Source organism: Polaribacter ponticola, from assembly GCF_026191475.2.
GTDB lineage: Bacteria > Bacteroidota > Bacteroidia > Flavobacteriales > Flavobacteriaceae > Polaribacter > Polaribacter ponticola.
The window spans coordinates 1565376-1583336 of the sequence record NZ_JAOSLC020000003.1; the positions used below are offsets into that span (position 1 = coordinate 1565376).

Genomic DNA, 17961 nt, shown 5'->3' on the forward strand with positions numbered 1-17961 from the left:
TCAATAAAATCAACCAATAATATTTAGTCAATAATGAAAAAAATATTTTTTCTAACTAGTTTATTTTTTAGTTTAATATCATACTCACAAGTTAAAGACTTTGAAGTAAAAGGAATTATTAATTCTTCTGAAGATAAAGACTTACTTGAATCTGCAACAGTACATGCAGAAAGAATTAAAGATAGTAGTATTGTTTCATACACAATTACTAATGAAAAAGGTAAATTTAGCCTTGTAGGAAAAACATCTGATTCTAAAATTAAACTTGTAGTTTCTTTTATCGGTTTTACACCTTACACTAAAATAATTGATGTTAAGAATCAAAACGTAGGTACTTTATCTCTTAAAACAGCAAACGTTCTAGATGCAGTTGTAATAAGATCTAGTGCGCCAATAACTATAAAAAAAGATACCTTAGAATTTAATGTAAAATCTTTTAAAACAAAAGCAGATGCGAATGTAGAAGATTTATTAAAAAAATTGCCTGGTGTAGAAGTAGATGACGAAGGCGCAATTACAGTAAATGGTAAAGCTGTAAATAAAATATTAGTTAATGGTAAACCCTTTTTTGGTAACGATCCAACTATTACTACAAGAAACCTTACGAAAGATATCATCGAAAAAATTCAAATTACAGATACAAAAACGAATGCTCAGGCATTTTCTGGCGAAGATTCTGATGGAGAAAACAAAACCATAAACCTTACAATTAAAAAAGAAAATAATAAAGGTTATTTTGGAAAAGTAGCTGCTGGAGCTGGAACTGATGAAAGATACGAATATGCTGGTATGGTTACTCGTTTTAAACAAAGCGAAAGAATTGGCTTGTTAGCAGGTGGTAATAATATTAATTCTCCTGGTTTTAGTTTTGGTAATCAACGTTTACAGTTTGGCGGTAACAATAGAAGTTTTGGAGGCGGACAAGGTATCGTAACATCAAATAACTATGGTGTTAATTATATTAATGTTTTTAAGAAAATTTTCGAAGTTTCTGGAGATTACTTCTATAAAAACAGTGAATCTGATAATAAATCATCTTCAAATAGAGAAACTTTCTTATCTGACGGAACTAGCTTTTATAGAAATTCTGAAACTACTTCATTAAATGAAAGTGATAGCCATGATGCAAGTTTAGATTTCGAAATTGAAATCGATAGCACGTTTAGAATAGATATTGAAAGTGATTTTAATAAAAACTTAAATACCAATATTTTTAATAGTGACTCAGAAACATTAGACAATAGTAAAGTTCTAACAAATGATTCTAAAATAAACTCTATTGCAGATTTTGATAGAGAAAATTTTGAAAACGAAATTAACTTAACAAAGAAATTTGGTAGCAAAGGTGCTTTCTTAAGAGTTGAATTAACTGCCAACCTTAACAAAACTAACACAGATGATTATGTTAAGTCTGAAACGAATATTTATGGTACGAGTCCAGATCAAATAATTAGAGATCAATACTCAGACGGTATTACAGAGGTTAAAGAACTTGGTACAAAACTTACGTATAGATTACCTCTGAAAGCTAAAAAATTATTTTTAGATATTGCTTATAATGTTGGTAACACAAATACACAAAAAACAAGAAATACATTTGATTTTGATACAAACACAAATGATTATTCTAGTTTTAGCACTTTATTAAGTACAGATTTCGAATACTCTAACAAAACAAGTAAACCTAGTTTAGAGTTAGAATATAGAGATCAAAAATGGTCTGCTTCTGCAGAAATTGCATACATAAACAGAACTTTAGAGAATACAGATTTTCTAAGACCTCAAACAAATTTAGTTAGAGAGTTTAATAATGCGGAATATGGTTTTAGTGTTAGATTTAGAAAAAGCAGAACAAGTGGATATCGATTTAGATATAATTTTAAAAATTCTGCTCCTAGTTTATCTCAATTACAACCTTTTAGAGACGAATCTAACCCGTTAAATATTATTACTGGTAATCCTACACTTTCTCCTTCTAAAACTCATAATATAAGATTTGGAGCTTCCAACTTTAATTGGCAAAAAAGAACAGGTTTTTGGTCTTTTGCAAACATATCTTTAACAGATGATAGAGTTGTAGCTAATACTGTAATTAATCCTAATACATTAACAAGAGAAACTACTTATGCTAATGTAGATGGTTTTGTAAACATGCGTGCAGGAGGTAGTTACAGTAGTACTAAAAAGTGGGAAGATTTTGGTAGTTTAAGAACAGAATTTAGAATTTTTGGGACCTATAATAAGAACATCAACTTTAATAATGGAGTTCAATACTCTAGTAATATTACAGCACTTTCACCAAGAATTGGTTTCGATTTTTCTTGGGATAAAATATTATTAATAAGACCTACATACACTGTTAACTTTAGTAGAAACACTTATGACATTGCTAGTTTTAGTAATAAGAATTTCACAAGTCATGATGTAACCATTGCAACAACAGCAAACTTTTTAAAGAAATTTGAATGGCTTAATGATGTAAAATATAATTACAACCCAAATATTGCAGATGGTTTTCAAAAAAGTGCTTGGTTTTGGAATACTACCTTAAGATACTCTATCTTAAAGAATAACGGAGCAATAAGTTTAAAAATCTATGACGTTTTAGATCAAAACACCAATGCAAGAAGAGTAGCAACAGAAGACTATATTCAAGATTCTTCTAGTACCGTTTTAAACCAGTATGCAATGCTAAGTTTTACTTGGAAATTTAATAGTTTAGGAAAAGCTGGTAAAAAGTTTGAACCAAGATCGAGAAGATATCGTCATTAAGTTAAAACATGACAAAAATCATGTTAAATATCTATTATAAATCTTACTTTTATACTGTTGTTATAAATAAACACAAAAAATTAAACTTGAAACTAAAAGCTCTAAATATTATCTCCCCATTAATATTTAGAGCTTCACTATTTTTACTTTTTAACTCCTAATTTCACTAAAATAGATTCTAGTAAACACAATTTTGTAAATGCAGATTGAATCATATTTACACCAATAAAAACTCCAAACCACAACCAATTTAAACTTACATAATATGTAAGAAAAACGGTTAACAATACCATAAAACCTACAATTACTCTAAAATATTTATTTAACATCTTTTTGATTTTTACTTATTTATAATTTTTCTTCTCTATCATATAATACACCAAAGGCACAACCAATAAGGTTAATACTGTAGAAACAATTGTACCTCCCATTAAAGAGATTGCCAATCCTTGAAAAATTGGATCAAATAAAATAACAAATGCTCCAATTACAACTGTTCCTGCAGTTAATAAAATTGGCGTAGTTCTAACTGCTCCAGCTTCAATTGCAGCTTGTTTTAATGGCACTCCCTCTTCTAACCTAAGGTTGATAAAATCTATCAATAGAACTGAATTTCTTACCATAATTCCTGCTAAAGCAATCATTCCAATAAATGATGTTGCTGTAAAAAAAGCGCCCATAATCCAGTGTCCTAAAACAATTCCTATTAATGATAACGGAATTGCTACCATCATTACAATTGGTGCTTTAAAGTTTTGAAACCAACCAACAATTAAGATGTAGATTAAAATAATTGCTCCTAAAAATGCGATTCCTAAATCTCTAAAAACCTCTAAAGTAATTTGCCATTCTCCATCCCATTTTACAGTATAATCGTCTTCAAAATCTGGTTGACCTAAATACATTTCGTTTAATTTATAACCTTTTGGAAGCTCAATTTTATTAAGCTTTTCTTCCATTCCTAAAATTGCATACGCAGGACTCTCTAATTCTCCAGCCATATCTGCCATTACATAAACCACCCTTTTCTGATTTTTTCTGTAGATGCTTTTATCAGCAATTGTTTCTTTTATTTCCACTAAATCTGCAATCGGAACCATAGTTCCCATTTTAGATTTTACTTTTAATTGAGAAATATCAGAAATGGTAGATTTTTCTTTTTCATCTAAACTCAACACCAAACCAACTTGGTTTACAGCATTTTCATCATATAAAGTTGTAATTGCTCTATTTGAAAGAGCCATATTCATAGTGTAAGCAATTTGCTGTGGCGCAACTCCGTACAACATTGCTTTTTCTTTATCTATTTCAAATTGATACTCAGTTTGATCGTCTTCAACCATAAAATCAACATCTACAACATCATCAGTATTATTTAAAATATTCTGAACATCGTTTGCAATTCTAATTTGTTCTTTATAATCTGGTCCATAAACCTCAGCAACAATTGTAGATAATACTGGAGGTCCAGGTGGTACTTCTACCAACTTTACATTGGCATTATATTTTGCAGCAATTCGTTGTATTTCTGGTCTTAATAATTTTGCAATTCCATGACTTTGAATTTTACGTTCGCCTTTATCAACCAAATTTACCTGAATATCTGCCATATTAGATCCTCCACGTAAATCATAATGACGTACCAAACCATTAAATGTAATTGGTGCAGAAGTACCCACGTAATTTTGATAATTTACTACTTCTGGTCTTGTGGCTAAATACTGTGCAATTTCTTGCGTTACAACGCCTGTTCTTTCTAAGGTTGTACCTTCTGGCATATCAATTACCACCTGAAACTCGTTTTTGTTATCAAAAGGCAACATTTTAACAGCCACAGAATTCGTAAAAAACAACACCATTGTCGCCATTAAAACAAAGAATGTTCCTCCTAAAAACAACCATCTTTTAGTTCCGTTTTCTAATAATGGTCTTTCTAATTTACTATAAACTCTATAGATAAAAGTTTCTTCTAAAGGTTTCTCAGCTTTTTCCTCTACTCCTTTTTTATCCTTTTCTCTTAAGAAAATATAACCTAAATAAGGTGTAATCGTTAACGCTACAAATAATGATAAAATCATTGCAATTGAAGCTCCAATTGGCATTGGCGCCATATAAGGCCCCATTAAACCAGAAACAAAAGCCATTGGTAAAACAGAAGCTATTACTGTAAATGTTGCTAAAATTGTTGGGTTTCCAACTTCGTTAATTGCATACAAAGCAGCTTGTTTAAAAGGCAAGCGTTTCATCTTAAAATGTCGGTGCATATTTTCTGCAATAATTATAGAATCATCCACCACAATACCTGTAACAAAAACCAACGCAAAAAGTGTAATTCTGTTTAAGGTATAATCTAACATATAATAACTTAGCAATGTTAAAGCAAATGTAATTGGCACAGATAAAAACACTACCAAACCTCCTCGCCAGCCCATTGCTAACATTACAACCAATGTTACAGCAATGATAGAACCAATAAGGTGTAATAATAATTCTGACACTTTATGAGAAGCTGTTTCACCATAATTTCTGGTAACTTCTACATGTACATCATCAGGAATTAAAGTGGTACGTAAATGATCTACTTTATTTAAAACTACCTCAGCAATTTTCATTGCATCTGCTCCTTTTCTTTTCGCAACAGAAATTGTTACTGCAGGATATTCAGATTTATAGGTTTTTGATTTATCACTTGCTTGTCCAAAACCTAAAGACACATAATTTTGTGGAACTTCTGGTCCATCAACAATTGTAGCAATCTGTTTTAAATAGATTGGTTGATTTTGTTGCATACCAACCACCAAATTTTCTACATCTGTTACATAAGCTAAAAATTTACCTGTATTCACTAAAAACTCAGTATCATTTTTATCAAAACTACCAGAAGATAATTGTGTGTTATTGGCTTTTATCATTTCAGAAACCGATAAGAAATCCAATCCGCTTGCGGCTAATTTATCTTTATCTAAAACCACACGCAATTGACGGTTTCTTCCACCAATTTTATGGGTAATAGAAACATCATTTACCTTTTTAATCTCCGACTCTAACTCTTGTGCCATTTGGCTTAATTGATAATCGCTGTAGTTTTCACTCCACAACGTTAACCCCAACATAGGTACATCATCAATAGCACGCGTTTTAACTAACGGAAACGTAACACCTTGCGGCATTTGATCCATGTGTTTGTTAATTTCGTTATACAATTTTACAAATGAACGCTCAATATCTTCGCCCACATAAAACTGCACAATAACCATGGCTTTTTCGTTCATAGAAGTAGAATACACATACTCCACACCTTTAATATTCGAAATTAATTTCTCTAAAGGTTTTACAACTCTGCTTTCTACTTCGGTAGGACTTGCCCCTGGATATCCTACAAAAACATCTGCCATTGGCACATCAATTTGTGGTTCTTCTTCCCTCGGAATTAAAAACGAAGCATACACACCAACCACCATAAAAACGATCATTAGCAACACTGTCAATTTAGATCCAATAAAGACTTTTGCAATTTTTCCAGCTAAACCTTCTTTCATATTTTTTTATATTTTGGGCGTTTTAACAGGCTATCCATTTCAATCTTTTTTTGCCATTAATGGCAGTAAAAGGATTTCCATTGCTATCCTTAACGCTAAATTTTAGTTATTGAATTGTAATTTTCGCTCCGTTGAATAATTTTCCATCCGCAGAAACGATGTAAGATTCATCTGCATTTAAACCCGATAATACTTCAACATTATTTCCATACATTCTACCTAAACGTAACCAACGTAATAGTGCTGTATTACTTTGGCTTACAGTGTAAATTCCAGATAATTGCCCATTTTTTACAATTGCTTCTGTAGGAATTAAAACCAAATCCGATTTTACTTTTCTTTCTACCGGAAACTGAACGGTAGCAAACATTCCAGATAAAATAGCAACATCCGTATTCTCTAAATTTATTTTCACTAAATATTGTCCTCCAGTATTTTTAGCAGAAGTACTTACCTCAGCAACTTTCCCCTTAATAGTTTTATGTAAAGATTTCACCAATACATTTACAGATGTTCCTTTTTTAATTTGAGAAATTTCTGTTTCTGGCACCATTGCAACAACCTCAAACTCTTTAGGAGTTTCTATACTAATTAAAGGCATTCCTGGGTTTGCCATATCGCCAGTTTCTATATTTTTACTGGTAATTACACCGCTAAAAGGCGCTGTTATATTAGAATAAGCAAACTGAGCGTTAATCTCTTTTTTCATCTGGTTAGCCGACTCTAAACCTGCTTTTGCCATTTCGTAATTTGCAGTCATGTCATCCATTTCTTTTTGAGTAACACTTTTACTATCAAATAAATTTTTAAAACGATTGTAGTTTTTTTCAGCATTGTTAAAAGCAGTTTGTGCTTGTGCAATTCCTGCGTTTACTTGTCCTTTTTTAGCTTGTAAATCTGCATTATTAATAGATATCAGCAATTGGCCTTTTCTAACCTTATCGCCAACATTTACATGCACATTTTTAACAAACCCCATTATTCTAGTACTTAAATCTGCGCTATTAGATGCTTCAATTTTTCCGCTTACAGACAAAAATGGCGTGTTGTTATTTACAACCACCGCACTAACTTTTACTGCAATTGCTCGTGTAGTATCTACTGCTACTTTTTTGTCTTCACTTCCACAACTCGTTATTATTAATGAAGCTGCAAATAATGCTATTATGTGTATGTATTTTTTCATTTGAATTTGGTTTTTTTATTAGGTTTCGACTGCGGTCCACCTGACAATAAGATGTCTCCTCGAGCGCAATCGAGAGGTTTTATTTCTTCGTTAAAAACTCTAAATAAGCTTTTGTAAAATTATATAGATAAATGGTTTGATAATATTCTAATTGTTTCTGTGCAAACTGTGTTTCTGCTAGTAATAAATCAGACGTTTTTTCTAAACCTTCTTTAAATCTATTTTTTCTAATTCGTAAAGACTCTTCAGATTGTTGCACTGCTAAATCAGTTAATTCTAAACTGTTTTTTGCATCTACTAATTGACGTTTTACTTTGTTCAATTCTAAATTACTTTTAGACACATATTGTGTATATGCTAATTTCGATTTTTCCAACTCAGCTTTACTTTTTTGTACTTTCCCAAAACGTTTAGAACCTTGAAACAAATCCCAACTTAATTGCGCGCCAATTAAATAACCACTAGCATCACCTTTAAAAAATTTGTTATCATACATTTCATAACTTCCAAAGGCATTTAAACGCGGTAAAAATGCCATTTTATCTGCTTTATTCATAGTTTCGTAAGCCTTAGAAGCTAAATGCATCGCTTTAATATCTGCTCTGTTTTCAGAAATCTTTTTGCCATCAACATTAAAATTTGCTACTATTAATTCCTCTGTTGGTTTGTAAACAACATAGCTTTCATCATTCATTAAAAAGGATATATAATTAGAAGCATTTTGCACATTACTCTTTGCGGTTTGTAATTGATTTTTAACCTCTGTAACTCTTATTTCTACATTTAAAACATCAGCTTGCTGTAAAAAACCTTGTTTAAAGCTATTGTCTGCCATTTGTTTATTAGCATTTGCAGCGTTTAACGCCTTTTCTAAAACGGCAACCGCTTTATAAGCCAATTGCAATTGCATATATGCTTTTTCAACTTCAAAGGCTAAATAATCTTGTGTTCTTGCTGTTTTTAAAGACATGGCTTTCATTTTAGTTTTGGCAGCTTTTCTTTGATAAAAACCATCTAAATTAATTAGTGGTTGCTGAATTTCTATCTTCGTAGCAAAGTTTCTAGTAGCTGTAGGATCGTTTAATAAAGCAGGGTTAAAATCATTCTGAGTTAGTATTTCCTGATTTAATTTAGCCCCAAAAGCCGTTAACGGGTTTGTGGTTGAAATACCAGTATGACTTGCCGTAATGTTTGGTAAAAAAACTGCGTTTGTTTGTCTATAATCTGCTTTTGAAGCATTAAACTCTTCTTCAGAAATTTTAATAGTTGTGTTTTTTTCTTTTACTTTAAAAAGCACATTCTTTTTGGTTATTAAAACAATTTCTTGTGCATTTAAGAAAGAAATAAATAGTAATAATGACAGAATGAGGATTGTATTTTTCATCTTTAATCTTCAATTAATTTGAAGCAAAATTAAGGTGTTAAAAAGATGTGTTCGGTAACAAAAGTTACTTACAAAAAGAGATTAATCTTTAAATTACTTTGTTCTGTTTGCTTTACTTTTGAAAACTATATGGACTCATTAACACAAATTATTTTAGGGGCTGCAGTTGGAGAAGTTATTCTTGGAAAAAAATGGTAATAAAGCAATGCTTTATGGAGCAATTGCTGGAACAATTCCAGATTTAGATATCTTTTCCTCTCATTTTACAGATACCGTTTCTGCCTTAGAAATTCATAGAGGTTTTACACATTCTATCTTTTTTTCTGTGCTTTTTGCTCCCATTTTGGGTTGGCTTGTTTCTAAATATGAATCACATAAAGGTTTTAAAGATTGGTCTTGGCTTTTCTTTTGGGCATTTTTTACACATTCGCTTTTAGATGCGCACACAACTTGGGGAACACAACTCTTTTGGCCTTTTGATATTAGATTAGCTTTTAAAACAATTTTTGTAATAGACCCGCTTTATACTTTACCTTTTTTGGTATTTTTAATTTTTACAATGTTTCAAAAACGTACTTCTAAAAAACGAAGACTTTATATTAGTTCTGGGTTACTAATAAGCTCCCTTTATTTAGTACTTACTTTCTTTTTAAAATGGATAGCTTTAAATCAATTTAAAACGGCTTTAGAAAAACAAGAAATTGACTACTTAGAAATTGACACTAGACCTTCTCCGCTAAACACGATTCTTTGGAGTGCAAATGTGCAAACAGAAGATACTTTTTTATTAGCAAATTATTCATTTTTCGATTCGCAACCTATCACTTTTAAAAGTTATGCTAAGAATCATCATTTACTTGGTAATCTAATCCAAAATGAAAAAGTTAAACAAATGATAGCTATATCTAAAGGTTGGTTTACCATCAATAAAAAAGGTAAAAATCTTTATTTTAACGATTTACGTTTTGGACTTTTAAGTTTAGAACCAAAGGCTAAAAACTTTGTTTTTAAATATAAAATTAAAGTTGATCTTTTTGGTAAAGTAACTTTTACAGAAGAGCCTAAAGATAGGCGAGATGGCAAAAAATTAATATCTGATTTATGGGTTCGTTTAAAAGGAAATTAAATTTCTAAAATTACTTTTTCTTCATTTTTACAAAAAGTTCCATTCCTTGTCTATTAAAAAATGAATTATAACAAGGTTCCATTTTTTCTATATTAAAAAAAGCCTGAAAATAAGGTAAATACTCCTCTTTGTTTCCGCCAAAAGGCGGATGATCTTCGTTTAAAACAGCATCAAACATTAGTCCTACTAATTTACCTTTTTCTTTTAAAGTGCGATTCATTTTTTTAGCATATTTTGGTCTTAGGTCTGGATTTATTGCACAGAAAAAAGTTTGTTCTATTATTAAATCGAACTTATTTTCTATATCAAAAAAATTAGCATGAATTAAATGAGAATCAGGAAATTCTGGAACTCTCCTTTTTAAGTTTTCTAACGGAATTTTAGAAACATCAACCACATAAACATTTGTAAAACCTTGCTTAAAAAGAAATTCTGCTTCATGAGAGTTTCCTCCACCAGGAATTAATATTTTTATATCCTTATTTGTTAATTGATTAAAATATGTTTTTAAAGGAGGAGAGACTTCTCCTAAATCCCAACCAATTTTATTTGCTTTGTACTTGTTTTCCCAAAAATCTTCGGATAATTGTATCATTACAACTCTAAAACTTTAATACTATTTCTAAAAAGTTGAATTTTACCTTCGTTTTCTAATTTTTTTAAAAGTCTAGAAACTACAACTCTTGATGTATGAAGATCTTCTGATACTTGTTTGTGCGTAGTAATTAATTCATCATTATTATTTACCATTGCTTTGTCTTTTAAATGTTTAAAAATACGTTCATCCATTTTTAAAAAAGCAATTGTATCTACAGCTTCTAAAAGTTCGTTTACTCTGTTATGATAGCTTTCTAAAATAAAAGATTGCCAACTTTTAAAACTACTTAACCAATCTGTCATTTTTTCTTTAGGCAACATTATAAGCTCTACATCTGTTTCTGCAATTGCTCTTATTTTGCTTTTAGTTTGCCCCATACAACAAGATAATGTCATTGCACAAGTATCTCCTTTTTCTAAATAATACAAAACTAACTCATCTCCTTTTTCGTCTTCACGTAAAATTTTTATAGCACCTTTTAGTAATAAAGGCATCGACTTTATGTAATCACCAATTTCAATAATAGCAGTATCTGCTACAAATTTTTTGTGAATACCAACTTTATTTATTTCACTTATAAGTGCATCTTCAAATAAATATCCAAAATTTACAGTAAGCTGATTCATGAAGTTTATTATTATAATTATTTTATAAAAATAATAAAACAAAATCTAAGAATAAAGGTTATCTCAATTTAGAATAACTAATTAAGAAATAAGAATACATTAACTGAGCTACTTATCTTTTAAATAAGCTTCTTTTATTTATTTTTCAGTCTCTTTTCTTTTATAAAAATAACAATAGAATACAGCAAACCAATAACACCCAACACAAATACAAGTTTCATAAATGAATTAAATGTAAAAAGGGCTAAAACTATAGTTAAGAAACTCATAATCAACATTTTTTTCCAAAAATAAAATCTATTAAATTTCTAAACAATGATAAATATCATATAGTGTTCTTGTAAAAGTTTATACTTTTCCAGAATAATAATTTCCTTTTCACATAAGTTTATTTAATGTGAAAATTATTAAACTCCATAGATTGATAGGGGGCAATCTATGGAGTTATTATATCTTCTTTTCTATAGAATAAGTTAATATTAGCTTTTCTAAATATTTAATTAATTTACTAAATAATAGACAATTAAAACAACAACAAAAGCCCGAGATAAACTCGAGCTTTTATTAAACATAAAAAGAGGTTTTTATTTTACTTTTTTATCTGTACTCATTAAAAGATAAACAGCAACAACCAAACCAATAACAACCAATGCAAAAACACCTATCATAATTGTACCGTTTACCCAAGAAACAAGTGGTAAGTTTAATAATCTCATCTTTTATAATTTTAGGTAAAAATATAAAAGATCTAAAGTTTAAATTATGATAAAAATCAGTTTTTAAAAACTCACATTTAAAATATCTCCGCTAAGTTGTAAAAGTTGTAATTCTATTAATTTTGCATCAAATTTAGCGTTGTTTAATGCTGTTTTTAAAATAAAAAATCACCTAAAGTTTAATTTTTAGATGATTTTTAGTTGGTTTATAATTAACTTTTATTTTCTAATATAAACTTCTTTGTAAGTACCAGAACTATCTGTAGTAGTTATAGAAAAGGTATTACTTTCAAAAATAATTTTTACATCTTGAGTTTCTCCATCAAAAGTTACTCTGTAAACACTATTACTTATGTTTTCCCAAGTTCCATTTTCTGTCCCTCCTAAAACACAACTTCCAGTACTACCATCCATATAATAAATAGATACAGTATAAGTTCCATCAGAGTTTACAATAATGTCGTTTTTCAACTCACATTCATCTAATTGTTCTTCAACTCCATCTTCAAAAATCTGATGAGTTGTCCACTCTCCTATAAATTGGTCAATAGGTTCGGAATCTGGAGTACAAGACGAAAATGTTAAAGCAAAAATGCTTAAAAATAAAAATACTTTTTTCATAATAAAAATTTTAGGTTGATAATTAAGTTTTAACACTTATCAATGATTGTGCCGCTTCTTAAAAAAAGTCAATATTTTTTAGGTTATTTATAATTTGACAAGAAAAACCTATTTTAAATACGGAAAATTTCTAATAATTTTCTTATTTACATCATCTATTATATTTGGTATACTTTTAGATTTCCAATCAACTTCAAAAGTTTTAGAAATATTAAAAAGATTACTTCCATCATTTTCATTTATAATATTACTTGTTACAATAATATCATTTGTTTTATTTTTTACATTAACTCCTAATCCTTTTAGAATTGAGTTACCAAGTTCAATACCAACAGAAGCAAGGTCAGACATATATCTTTGTTTTTGAACTGTACTAGATACAACTGCATCTACTTTTAATATTTTTGCTAACTCAGAAGGATTTATATCCACAGCTTCAGAAATTGAATATCCATTTTCTTTTAAAATAGTATTTGTAGTTTCTTTAGATAGAACTTCTACTTTTAAATTTTTGCTCTTTCTTTGAGCATCTTTTCTTAATAATTGATTAATTAAAGATGTTTGAAAAAGTACAGCTTCTTCTTCTTGAATTTTTATAGTTTCTGCTTTTGATATTTTTTTTGGAAGGTTGCCTGTAGTTATAATTTTAAACGGTAAAACAGCAATTTTTGTGTGGTTTGCTGTTTTAGTATTAAAATCGTTATGTACATAAGCACTTTTACAGTTGAACAAAAACAAACTTAACGTAAGAATAAAAGTAATTTTTAATAATTTCATTTTTTAATAAATTTAAATTAATAGTTGACCAACCTAAACAAATGTTGTGCCAATAATTAAAAAATGAAACTATTATTTTTGAAAGTGAGTGCTTGTTGAATTAAAATTTTACATTCAAAATATCGCCACTTAATTGTAAGAGTTGTAATTCAATCAATTTAGCATCAAATTTTGCGTTGTTTAATGCTGTTTTAGAGTTGATGAAATTAATTTGCGCTTGTCTAAACTCTATAGAGGTTACTTGCCCAAGTTTATAACGTTCTTGTGTTCTATCAAAATTATTTTGAGTGGTTAAAACGTTTTTTTCTTGAGCTTTTAAAACAAACAATTGATTGTTATAATTCTCCCAAGTATTTTTAAGATTATTCTTTATCGTAACTTTTTGTTGCTCTAATAAAATTTGTTGATTCTCAAAGGCTATTTTGGCATTAGCAACATTTGTTTTTGTGCTTCCACCATCAAATATATTCCAAGACAAGCTTAAACCTGCATTTAAACCATTAGATGTTGTTGATTTTGGCTGAAAAGCATTCGCAAGATTTTCGTTATCATTCTGGTTCCAACCATAAGAAGTACTTAAACCCAAAGTTGGCAAATAGTTTGATTTATTTATTTTGATATTAAACTCACTAATAGCAAGGTTTTTTTCGTTTTGTTTTAAAGTAGCGTTATTTGCAATTGTCTTTTGTTGCAGCTCATCAAAACTCATCATATTCATAAATTCTACTTCTGTATCTACCACATAATTCACTTCTTTTTTAACACCTAAAATAATATTTAAACCACGCTTAACATTACTTAATTGTTGGTTTGCACTTATTAAAGTAATACTATCATTATTTACATCTACCTCTGCATTTAACAACTCTAACTTGGTAGATTGCCCATATTCATATTGGTATTTTGCTCGTTGTAACCTTTGTTTAGAAATTGATAAAGCTTCATTTAAATTTGCTTTATTTTCTGTTAATCTTGCAATTTGAAAATACGAAGTAAACAATTGCAAATACGTATTTTCTATCGTTTCTCTAGCCTGTAATTCTGTTAAATTATAGGTTTCTTTTAATTGCTGATAATTATATTTTCTACCCAAACCATCAAAAAGAGTGTAATTTAAACCAATACTTGCATTATAAGATTTGGTTACAGCACCTGTTGTAGATGTAGCATTTCCTGTTTGTGGTGTATTTGTTTGGTTATTTCTACTATAATTTGCACCAGAAGAAATAGCTGCAGTTGGCAAAAAACCTGTATTGTAAATACTTGTATTGTTTTTTGCTACCTCTAAATTATTGTTCGCTATTTTAATACCAAAGTTGTTTTCTAACGTAATTTCTAACGCTTGCTTCTTTGTTAAAATTTCTTGCGAAATCCCTTGTAAAGTCGATAAAAAAACGACTGCTACTATTGTATTTTTAATGATCTTCATTTTCATCAAATTTAGATTCTATGATTGCTCTTTCTACTTCTTCTTTTGTAACCTCTTCTCCTACTTTTAACCACTTAATTCCTACTTTTATAGAGTTAGAAACAGACAGTAATAATGGTAACATTATTAAGGTTAAAACGGTTGCAATTGCAATTCCGTAAGAAATTGAAATTGCCATCGGAATTAAAAATTGTGCTTGTCTACTTTTTTCTAGTAATAAAGGTGCTAAACCTGCAATTGTTGTTAATGAGGTTAAGAAAATAGCTCTAAAACGAGATTGACCTGCAGCTATAAGAGCTTCATCAAACTTCATTCCTTCTTTTAAGTAATTATTAAATTTACCTATTAAAACTAATCCGTCATTTACCATAATTCCTACTAAAGCAATGATTCCTAAAAAGGATAAAATCCCTATTGAAAAATCGTGAAAATAATGCCCCCAAACAACACCAATCATACTAAAAGGTATCATTATTATTAATAAAACTGGCTGACTGTAAGAACGAAATGTAAACGCAATTACAATGTAAATCAACAATAAAATTATTGGGCCTACCAAAGCAACTGAGTCTGTTGTTTTCTTTGCTTCTCTATTCTGACCTTCATAAAGTGGCGTTACAGAATGGTATTTAGAAGTAATTAAAGGCATTACTCTTGTTTTAATATCATCTAAAATTTCTGTTGCACTTGTTTCTAAATCTTTTAAATCTGCTGTAATCTGTATTTCTCTTTTTCCTTTTAAATGATTAATTGCAATGTCTCCTCTTTCTATGGTATAGTTTGCAATTTCAGAAAACGGAACTCTTGTTCCTGTTGGTGTTACAATACGCATATCGTCTAAGTCGTTTATAGAAGATCTGTCTTTTTTATCATAACGAACCCACACTTTAATTTCATCTTGTCCACGCTGAAAACGTTGTGCTTGTAGGCCGAAGAAACCATAACGCACTTGATTCATTATAGATTGTAAATTCAACCCTAATAAATATGCATTGTCTTTTAGAGTAATTTTAACCTCTTTAATTCCTGCTGGATCGTTGTCTGAAATATCTTTTAAAAGTGGATTATTTTCCAATTCCTCTTTTAATTCGTTTTTAGCTGCCTTAAGTTCTGTAATATTATTTCCTAATAAAGAAACTGCAACAGGACTTCCACCAAAATTACCTCCAGATCCAAAAACTAAACTTTCTACACCATACACTTTTCCAACTTTATCGCTAATTGCATTTGTTATCTCTGGTGATGAAAAATCTCTAGCTTCTCCTGGCAATAAGTTTACACTTAAAGTAGCATTTGCGCTTCCAGGACCTACTCGTTTTATAACGTTTTCTACAACATCTAAATCGCCTGTTTGTTTTTTTGAATATTCTTTATTTACCAACCAAACTTTTTCTTCTATTGATGAAATAATAGAATCTGTAATTTTCTCATTTGTACCTTGTGGCATTGTTAATGAAATTTTAACCTGATCACTAGCAACTCTTGGAAAGAAAGATTGTTTTACAATACCAGCATCCATTGCCAATTTGCTAAAAATTACCAAAGCTATTGGTATTGCAAAAGCAAATATTTTGTTTTGCAAACAGAATTTTAAAAATGGTACGTAAAAAGTATCTCTAAATTTAGACAACCATTTGTCTGCTGCTCTGTTTATTTTAGTAAAAAAAGTATCAATAAAATTGGTCTTTTTCTCTTTTCCGTTCTCTAACCTTTTTCTATCTAAAGCTTTAGAATGTGCAATATGCGCAGGTAAAATAACCAATGCTTCAATTAAAGAAACTGTTAAAGTTAATAATACAATTGTAGAAACTTCTCCAAAGAAACTTCCTATTCTACCATCCACAAAAAAGAAGGTAGAAAAAGCAATAATTGTAGTTAAAATTGCAGATACAATTGGCGGAATTACTTCCATTGTACCATCTATTGCTGCTTGAATTTTCGATTTTCCTAAATCGTAATAATGATGATAAATATTTTCTCCAATTACAATTCCATCATCAACCAAAATACCAATAACGATGATCATTCCAAAAAGTGATAATACATTAATAGTAACATTAAACTGTGCTGCAAAAATGAACATTCCGAAAAATGCAACTGGCAACCCAAAAGCAACCCATATTGCCAAACGGAGGTTTAAGAACAATGCTAAAAAGAATAAAACCAATAAAATACCAACAACACCGTTTTCTATTAACAATTGAGTTCTTCCGTTTAAGGTTAAACTTCTATCGCTAGTTACACTTAATTGTACATTTTGGTTTTCTTGATTGTATTGATGTATGTATTCTTTAATTTTATCTGCTGATGAAATTAAATCTTCATTATTAGTATTACTAACGGTAATATCTATTGCTAAATTTCCATTATAATACAATCTGTCTGGTGTTTCAGACCAAGTATCTCTAACTTCTGCAATATCTTTTAAACGAATTATTGTACCGTTTGTATCTGTTCTTACAATTAAATTCTGAAGCTCGATACCATAATAAGAACGATTACTTGCTCTAATTAAATAATCTTCTTCAATTGTTTTTATATTACCACCAGTAATTAATATGTTAGAATTTTTTATTGCGTTAGAAACCTCTGTAAACGTTAAATTATAAGCTCTTAAATCGTTTTCTCTTACGGCAATTTCTATTTCTTCGTCTGGGAATCCAGAAAGCGCAACTTGCGATATCCCTTCGATTCCTCTAATATCATTTTCTACATTTCTTGCATATTGTTTTATCGATTTTAAAGAAATATTATCTCCACTAACTGTAAAACTTATGGTTGGTCTTATGCTTTCTACTTTTGCTATAACTGCTGGTTCCATACCAGAAGGAAAAGACGGAACTCTATCTACCGCATTTTTTACATCTGATAAAACAACATCTATATTTTTTCCTTTTTCAACTTCGATATTTACCGTTGCAGAGTTTTCTCTAGAAACAGAAGTAACTCTTTCTACACCAACAATTCCTTTTAAATTATCTTCAATTTTAAGTACAACACCTTCTTCCATTTCTGCAGGTGAAGCACCAGGATATGCTAAAGAAATATTTATTAATTCTGAATCTACTAAAGGGAAGAAAGAAGATTTCATACTAAAAGCACCAACCGCACCAAACACTATAAATGCAATAATCATTACATTTACAGCTACAGGATACTTAATAAAATAAGTAATGATTTTTTTCAT

Annotated in this window: 12 protein-coding genes and 1 pseudogene; 2 read left to right on the top strand and 11 right to left on the bottom strand. The window is 29.6% G+C overall.

Annotation, left to right across the window (positions count from 1 at the left end; translation table 11 throughout):
* Window positions 1–33 precede the first annotated feature (33 nt).
* Complete coding sequence (locus N5A56_RS12250) at window positions 34–2772, top strand: outer membrane beta-barrel protein (RefSeq protein WP_265725705.1); 2739 nt, start codon at window positions 34–36, stop codon at window positions 2770–2772.
* Window positions 2773–2915: 143 nt separating this feature from the next.
* Here N5A56_RS12250 and N5A56_RS12255 read toward each other — a convergent pair whose 3' ends face one another.
* The 4 genes from N5A56_RS12255 to N5A56_RS12270 all read right to left on the bottom strand — a co-directional run bounded on the left by N5A56_RS12255 (window position 2916) and on the right by N5A56_RS12270 (window position 8881).
* Window positions 2916–3101, bottom strand: a complete 186-nt coding sequence (locus tag N5A56_RS12255) for a YgaP family membrane protein (RefSeq protein WP_265725706.1) — start codon at window positions 3099–3101, stop codon at window positions 2916–2918.
* Between the two features lie 15 nt (window positions 3102–3116).
* The gene (locus tag N5A56_RS12260) at window positions 3117–6311 is read right to left on the bottom strand and encodes an efflux RND transporter permease subunit (protein WP_265725707.1); all 3195 of its coding nucleotides are present in this window, start codon (window positions 6309–6311) and stop codon (window positions 3117–3119) included.
* A 106-nt stretch (window positions 6312–6417) separates the two neighbouring features.
* The gene (locus tag N5A56_RS12265; RefSeq protein WP_265725708.1) at window positions 6418–7497 is read right to left on the bottom strand and encodes an efflux RND transporter periplasmic adaptor subunit; all 1080 of its coding nucleotides are present in this window, start codon (window positions 7495–7497) and stop codon (window positions 6418–6420) included.
* A gap of 79 nt (window positions 7498–7576) precedes the next feature.
* Window positions 7577–8881: a TolC family protein gene (locus tag N5A56_RS12270; RefSeq protein ID WP_265725709.1), complete on the bottom strand. Its 1305-nt coding sequence runs from the start codon at window positions 8879–8881 to the stop codon at window positions 7577–7579.
* A 129-nt stretch (window positions 8882–9010) separates the two neighbouring features.
* Between N5A56_RS12270 and N5A56_RS12275 the strand changes: the two are divergent.
* Window positions 9011–10007 (top strand): annotated as a pseudogene (locus N5A56_RS12275) (metal-dependent hydrolase).
* A 10-nt stretch (window positions 10008–10017) separates the two neighbouring features.
* On the opposite strand, the gene N5A56_RS12280 reads toward N5A56_RS12275, so the two are convergent.
* From N5A56_RS12280 to N5A56_RS12310, 7 genes are all read right to left on the bottom strand, one after another.
* Window positions 10018–10599 (bottom strand): methyltransferase domain-containing protein, encoded by a 582-nt coding sequence (locus tag N5A56_RS12280; protein ID WP_265726145.1) that lies wholly within the window; start codon window positions 10597–10599, stop codon window positions 10018–10020.
* A 2-nt stretch (window positions 10600–10601) separates the two neighbouring features.
* Window positions 10602–11231 (bottom strand): Crp/Fnr family transcriptional regulator, encoded by a 630-nt coding sequence (locus tag N5A56_RS12285; protein ID WP_265725710.1) that lies wholly within the window; start codon window positions 11229–11231, stop codon window positions 10602–10604.
* A gap of 584 nt (window positions 11232–11815) precedes the next feature.
* Complete coding sequence (locus tag N5A56_RS12290) at window positions 11816–11947, bottom strand: hypothetical protein (RefSeq protein ID WP_265725711.1); 132 nt, start codon at window positions 11945–11947, stop codon at window positions 11816–11818.
* A gap of 219 nt (window positions 11948–12166) precedes the next feature.
* Complete coding sequence (locus N5A56_RS12295) at window positions 12167–12568, bottom strand: lipocalin-like domain-containing protein (RefSeq protein ID WP_265725712.1); 402 nt, start codon at window positions 12566–12568, stop codon at window positions 12167–12169.
* A 108-nt stretch (window positions 12569–12676) separates the two neighbouring features.
* The gene (locus N5A56_RS12300; RefSeq protein WP_265725713.1) at window positions 12677–13345 is read right to left on the bottom strand and encodes a hypothetical protein; all 669 of its coding nucleotides are present in this window, start codon (window positions 13343–13345) and stop codon (window positions 12677–12679) included.
* A 100-nt stretch (window positions 13346–13445) separates the two neighbouring features.
* The gene (locus tag N5A56_RS12305) at window positions 13446–14774 is read right to left on the bottom strand and encodes a TolC family protein (RefSeq protein ID WP_265725714.1); all 1329 of its coding nucleotides are present in this window, start codon (window positions 14772–14774) and stop codon (window positions 13446–13448) included.
* Window positions 14761–17961, bottom strand: coding sequence for an efflux RND transporter permease subunit (locus N5A56_RS12310; protein ID WP_265725715.1), 3201 nt, complete (start codon window positions 17959–17961; stop codon window positions 14761–14763). Before N5A56_RS12310 ends, N5A56_RS12305 begins: the two co-directional genes overlap by 14 nt.

Excerpts from the sequence above, each read along its gene's own strand:
- N5A56_RS12250 (WP_265725705.1), top strand. The coding sequence starts at position 34 with ATGAAAAAAATATTTTTTCTAACTAGTTTATTTTTTAGTTTAATATCA.
- N5A56_RS12255 (WP_265725706.1), bottom strand. The coding sequence starts at position 3,101 with ATGTTAAATAAATATTTTAGAGTAATTGTAGGTTTTATGGTATTGTTA.
- N5A56_RS12260 (WP_265725707.1), bottom strand. The coding sequence starts at position 6,311 with ATGAAAGAAGGTTTAGCTGGAAAAATTGCAAAAGTCTTTATTGGATCT.
- N5A56_RS12265 (WP_265725708.1), bottom strand. The coding sequence starts at position 7,497 with ATGAAAAAATACATACACATAATAGCATTATTTGCAGCTTCATTAATA.
- N5A56_RS12270 (WP_265725709.1), bottom strand. The coding sequence starts at position 8,881 with ATGAAAAATACAATCCTCATTCTGTCATTATTACTATTTATTTCTTTC.
- N5A56_RS12285 (WP_265725710.1), bottom strand. The coding sequence starts at position 11,231 with ATGAATCAGCTTACTGTAAATTTTGGATATTTATTTGAAGATGCACTT.
- N5A56_RS12290 (WP_265725711.1), bottom strand. The coding sequence starts at position 11,947 with ATGAGATTATTAAACTTACCACTTGTTTCTTGGGTAAACGGTACAATT.
- N5A56_RS12295 (WP_265725712.1), bottom strand. The coding sequence starts at position 12,568 with ATGAAAAAAGTATTTTTATTTTTAAGCATTTTTGCTTTAACATTTTCG.
- N5A56_RS12300 (WP_265725713.1), bottom strand. The coding sequence starts at position 13,345 with ATGAAATTATTAAAAATTACTTTTATTCTTACGTTAAGTTTGTTTTTG.
- N5A56_RS12305 (WP_265725714.1), bottom strand. The coding sequence starts at position 14,774 with ATGAAGATCATTAAAAATACAATAGTAGCAGTCGTTTTTTTATCGACT.
- N5A56_RS12310 (WP_265725715.1), bottom strand. The coding sequence starts at position 17,961 with ATGAAAAAAATCATTACTTATTTTATTAAGTATCCTGTAGCTGTAAAT.